Origin of the sequence: Bradyrhizobium sp. Leo170 (assembly GCF_004296405.1) — a bacterium.
Taxonomy (GTDB): Bacteria; Pseudomonadota; Alphaproteobacteria; order Rhizobiales; family Xanthobacteraceae; genus Bradyrhizobium.
In genome coordinates this window covers 1-4952 of record NZ_PSRR01000474.1, presented here as the reverse complement: position 1 = coordinate 4952, position 4952 = coordinate 1, and the positions used below count along the sequence as shown (strand labels likewise).

General features: G+C 64.8%; 4 protein-coding genes and 1 pseudogene. All 5 read right to left on the bottom strand.

Annotation, left to right across the window (positions count from 1 at the left end; all coding sequences use genetic code 11):
- Positions 1–277: 277 nt before the first annotated feature.
- Complete coding sequence (locus CWO89_RS40680) at positions 278–904, bottom strand: FMN-dependent NADH-azoreductase (protein WP_130583882.1); 627 nt, start codon at positions 902–904, stop codon at positions 278–280.
- Positions 905–917: 13 nt separating this feature from the next.
- Positions 918–2489 (bottom strand): isochorismatase family protein, encoded by a 1572-nt coding sequence (locus CWO89_RS40675; protein ID WP_130583881.1) that lies wholly within the window; start codon positions 2487–2489, stop codon positions 918–920.
- A gap of 20 nt (positions 2490–2509) precedes the next feature.
- Positions 2510–3358 carry an MBL fold metallo-hydrolase gene (locus CWO89_RS40670; RefSeq protein ID WP_130583880.1) on the bottom strand — a complete coding sequence of 283 codons (849 nt, stop codon included), beginning with the start codon at positions 3356–3358 and terminating at the stop codon, positions 2510–2512.
- 54 nt (positions 3359–3412) lie between these two features.
- Entirely contained in the window at positions 3413–4300 is an 888-nt protein-coding gene (locus CWO89_RS40665; RefSeq protein WP_130583879.1) for an amidohydrolase family protein, read from the bottom strand.
- Positions 4297–4952, bottom strand: a pseudogene (locus CWO89_RS40660) (VWA domain-containing protein); the annotation flags it as partial. The pseudogene CWO89_RS40660 and the gene CWO89_RS40665, both read right to left, overlap by 4 nt.

Below are 4952 nucleotides of genomic sequence, written 5' to 3'. Positions count from 1 at the left end.
AAAGCGGAATGTTTTTTGCGCGAGGGCTGGACAGACTTTTCGCTGATTTGCCCGTCGGGTTGATTTGTCGCACCCGAAGCATCCACATCGTCATTGCGAGCAGAGCGAAGCAATCCATAGCGCCGCAAGCGGAGACATGGATTGCTTCGCTTCGCTCGCAATGACGGAAAGTGAGGAGTCTGTGGCTGATCCCTCGAGACGCCGCTGGCGCGGCTCCTCGGGATAAGGGGCGGTCATTTTCGGCTCGCGCCAAGAGGGGCGTAATTCGCCATCTCGATCAAAAGTTCACAGCCAACTCGGCCAAGCGGCGATGGGCATGCTCGCGCGCGATCCGGATCGGGTCGGCCGGCCCGGTGGTCGGGCCGATCGGCACGAAACGGACGCTGGTGATGCCGATGAAGCGGAGCGCCTCGCGCATGTACGGCGTCGCCATATCGATGCGTCCGCGATTCATGCCGGTGACGAAGTCGCTGCCGCTGGCGAGGATGACGAGCGTCGGCCGATCCTTCAGCGGCGGCAGATAGCCTTGCGACGGATCGAAGCGGAACGTCAGTCCGGGCTGGATGATCACATCGAGCCAATGCTTCAGCCTATAAGGAATGCCGAAATTCCACATCGGCGTCGAGATCAGTACGCGGTCGGCAAGCGCGAGGCGCAAGGCGATGCGCTCGGCGGCGGCGAAGCCGTCGCGCTCAGCGTCGGTGAAGGCTTGTCCCTTCAGGCGGGCGTATTTGGCATCGAGGATCGCGCCGGAAAAGTCGGGCAGATGATCGCGCCAGAGGTCCATCAGGTCGATGTCCCAGTCCGAGTGGGCTTTGCGAAAATGCTCGAGGAAGACGCGCGCGCCGGCGGCCGATTCCGAATCGGCGCGCGGCGAGCAGGCGAGATGAAGGAGCTTTGGCACGCACCTGCGCCTTTCATCCGATGGCCTTGATGACGGTGTCGGCGTTGGTCACGACGGAAACGTTCTGCAGCGCGAAGTTGATCGAGGCATTGTGCCAGTCAGCGTTCATGGTCGAGCAGCAATCCTCCGGCACGATCATGAAGTAGCCCTTGTCGGCGCCGGTGCGGGCGGTGTGCTCGACCGACATGTTGGTCCAGGCGCCGGTATTGATGATCATGTCACGGCCGGTGGCTTTCAGGATGGTTTCGAGCCGCGTGCCCTCCCACGCGCTCATGCGCATCTTCTCGACGACGAAATCGCCCGCGCGCGGCTCTAGCCCAGACACGGGCGCCGCGCCCCAGCTCCCGCGCACCATGGCCTTGCTGTCGACCAGGCCTTCGAACAGCGGCGCGTTCAGCGTGACGCCCGGCGCCCCCGGCTCGACGATGAACCAGACATGGATGATGACGACGCCGCGCGAGCGCGCGACTTCCGCAAGCCGCCGGACATTGTCAACGACGCGCTGCTGCCGCGCATGCGCCGGCGCGCCTGATTCCGCGAACGCGCCGCCGTCCGTGATCACGTCGTTCTGCAGATCCTGGATGATCATCGCGCAGCGCTGCGGATCAAGCCGCATCTCGCCATCGATCAGGTGAGGGGCGGGCGCCGAAGAAGCGGCTGCAGTGCCGCCGCGCCGGCCGCTCATATAGGGCTCGTGGCGCGGACCGACCTTGGTCGGGATCGCGTAAACCGAATGTGTCGCGGTCAGATAGAGCGTACGAAAGTCTGTGCCGCCCCAGGCGAGATTGGCGACAAGTTCGGGAAGACGCACTTTGCCAAGCAGTTCGCCATTGCGCGAATAGACCCAGACGCCGCCGGGCGCGGTGACCCAGACATTGCCGTGCTGGTCGCATTTCATGCCGTCGGGCACGCCGGGCTCGAACTCGGAGCGGATGTTGCTTGCAAAGACGCGCGGATTGACGAGCGCGCCGTCGGCCTCGACGTCGAAGGCGCGGATCAGCGCCTGCACGGTGTCGTTGACATAGAGCGCGCGCTCGTCCGGCGAGAAACAGAGTCCGTTGGGCTGCTCGAACAAATTACGGTCGACGAGCAGGCGGGGCGCGCCGCCGCCGGGCGGCACGCGATAGACACCCTGAAAGCCGAGCTGGCGCGGCCGCTCGACGCCATAGACCGGCATGCGGCCATACCACGGATCGGAGAAATAGATCGCGCCACTCGAATGGACGCAAACGTCGTTCGGGCTGTTGAGCTCCTGGTTCTCGAAATGCGAGGCGAGCACGTCGCGTCGCCCGTCCGGCCGCTCGCGGATCAGCGAGGAGGTGGCATGCTCGCAGACGATCAGGTTCAATTCCGCGTCATAGGTCATGCCATTGCATTTGTTCGAGGGGCGTCTGACCTCGACGACGCCGCGCCGCGCATCCCAGCGCCGGCGCACGTCGGCCGGCATGTCCGAAAACAGGAGATAGTGATCGGTCGGATGCCAGATCGGTCCCTCCGTGAACTCGAAGCCCGTGCCGACCTGGCCGACCGGCGCATAGGGATCGATCAGGTTCTCGAATTCCGGCCGCAGGGTGACGTGCGTCATCGGCTAAAGTCCTCTTGAGCTCACGCCGGGAACCAGCGGCGCTCCGGCAGGCTCTGCACGATCGGGCCCGGCACCTGGTCGTGCAATCGGCCGACCACCGCGCCGCCTTCGATCTTCGCGGGCCGGTCGTGCACCGGCAGCAGATAGCGCGAGCCGCTCAGCAGCTTCTTGATCGCGGCCTTCTCCGCGCGCTTGGTGGTGCCGTGGTTGCCTGTGGTGCGCGGCTCCCAGTCATGGATCTCGTTGAAGGGCGTCACGATCTGGTCGTTGAAATCATAGATCACGTCGCCGCAGATCGTGGCGATGCCGTCGGCAGTGTGAACGTGGATGTTCATCGAGCCTTCGGTGTGGGCATTGGCGGCGTCGCAATAGACACCGGGCATCAGTTCGATAGGGCCGGTGATCTCGAGATCGAGGAAGCGCAGCGCGCCCTTGGTGTGCAACCGGTCGACCAGGTGCTTGATGTCGGGCGCCGGATATTGCGGATGCATCAGGCCGGATACGGAATATTCCAGTTCGCGGCGGTTGAGGACGACGGTCGTGTTCATTGGAAACAGATCGTCCTTGCCGGCATGGTCGATGTGCAGGTGGGTGTGGCAGACGAAGCGCACGTCGCCCATGCGCACGCCGTGACGCGCGAGCTGATTCTCGATCATGTTCTCGTGGAATTGCAGGCCGCGCATGCCGAGCGTCTCCATGATCTGGTTGGAGCGATAGCCGGTGTCGACCACGACAGGATAGGGGCCGCCGAGAATCAGGAAGCCGAGCGTCAGCACGCGTCGGGTGCGGCCGCAGTCGCGCCCGAGCACGAGGAAGCTCGACTCCAGCTCGATATCGCCATAGTCCAGGATCTTGATTTCCAACGGCATCCATTCGCTCCCGATTTCCGATTGATCTTTGTCTTGTGCGGCGATCCTTTGCCGTCATCCGATGCGATAGACGCGCATCGCGGTTGCCCTGAAGAGCGCGTCGCGCTGCTCTCCGCGTAGCTGCACGGTGGCCGCGCGATAGGTGGCTATCAGTTCGCGATAGCTGGTCCAGAGTTTTTCGATCGGAAAGTTCGAGCCGAACAGGCAGCGCTCGGCGCCGAAGATATTGACGGTGTCCTCGATGACCCCACGGATATGCGCGAGGTTATTGCGGTGAATGAAGGTGCCGAGCCCCGAAAGTTTTGAGACCACGTTCGGGCAGCTTGCTAGCCTTGCCATGCCGGTGCGCCAGGCGGCGCGGCCTTCCGGCGACAGGTCCTCCAGCATGCCGGCGTGCTGCAGGATGAAGGTCACGTCGGGGCAGGCTTCGGCGAGGCCGGCGGCATCCGCCATCTGCGGCGCGAACACCTGCAGGTCAAAACTCCAGCCATAATCGGCGAGGCGGGCGACGTTGCGGCGGATCACGGGATCGGCGCAGAGGTCGGCACGCGCGACGAAACGGTAGAGCGGATTTTCATGCCAGTGCAGTTGCATGCGCACGCCGCGCACCAGCGGATAGCGCGCGAGGCGATCGAGTTGCGGGCGCACGTCACTGGCGGAGAAATCGGCATAGGCGACGATGGCATGCGGCCAGCCGTGCTCGCCCGCCGTCTGTTGCACCCAGGCCGTTTCGTCCTCGGAGCGATCAGTAGGCCAGTTGGTCTGCACGTAGACCGAGCGGATCACGCCGGTGCCGGCGAGATCGTCGAGATATTCGCGGATCGGATAGTCGCGGCGAATCGGCTCATAGGGGCCGAAGATGCGCGGCTGCATCGGGCCGGACAGCCAGGCGAGATCCGCCTGCCGCCAGATGTGGTGGTGGGCGTCAACGATGTCGGTCATGCGGCTCTCCTTCCTCCGAGCGACAACAGATGCGATACGACAGCGACACTCGACCCGCCGTCGGAGAGATCATCGACGAAGCGCTCGATCGCGATCAGCGCTTCGGTCTGCGGCCGGAAGCCGGGCCCGCTAGCCAGCGGCGTCAGCCAGCTCAGCGACCAGGCGAGTCGCGACAATTTGGCGACCGCATCGCGCAGCGCCGAAATATCTCCGCGTTCGAGCCCGTCGGAGACCACAACCACGGCGGCGCCGCGCGCGTAGCCGCCGAACCGCGGCACCGCGAGGAACGCCTGCAAGGCGTCGCCGATGCGGGTGCCGCCGTCCCAGTCGCTGACGAGGTGGGCGGCCGCGTTCAGCGCCTGCTCGCGGCGTTTCATCCGCAGGGCGCGAGTGACACGCGTCAGCCTGGTGCCGAAGGTGAACACCTCGACATTGCGCGCAGCCTGCATCAGAGCATGGGCGAGCGTCATGTTCTCCTCGGTGCGCGCTTTCATCGAGCCGGAGACGTCGATCAGGAGCAGGATCTTGCGCGGGCGCAGGCGTCGTTTCAGATGCCCGAGCCGCAGTACTTCGCCGTCATTGCGCACGCTGTCGCGCAAGGTGCGGCGGATATCGGCGAAGGGCCCGCGCGCGCGCGCATCCGGCGGTGGCC

What these genes read in the sequence shown, in the direction of transcription:
- CWO89_RS40675 (WP_130583881.1), bottom strand. Translation starts at nt 2,489, where the DNA reads ATGACGCACGTCACCCTGCGGCCGGAATTCGAGAACCTGATCGATCCC.
- CWO89_RS40670 (WP_130583880.1), bottom strand. Translation starts at nt 3,358, where the DNA reads ATGCCGTTGGAAATCAAGATCCTGGACTATGGCGATATCGAGCTGGAG.
- CWO89_RS40665 (WP_130583879.1), bottom strand. Translation starts at nt 4,300, where the DNA reads ATGACCGACATCGTTGACGCCCACCACCACATCTGGCGGCAGGCGGAT.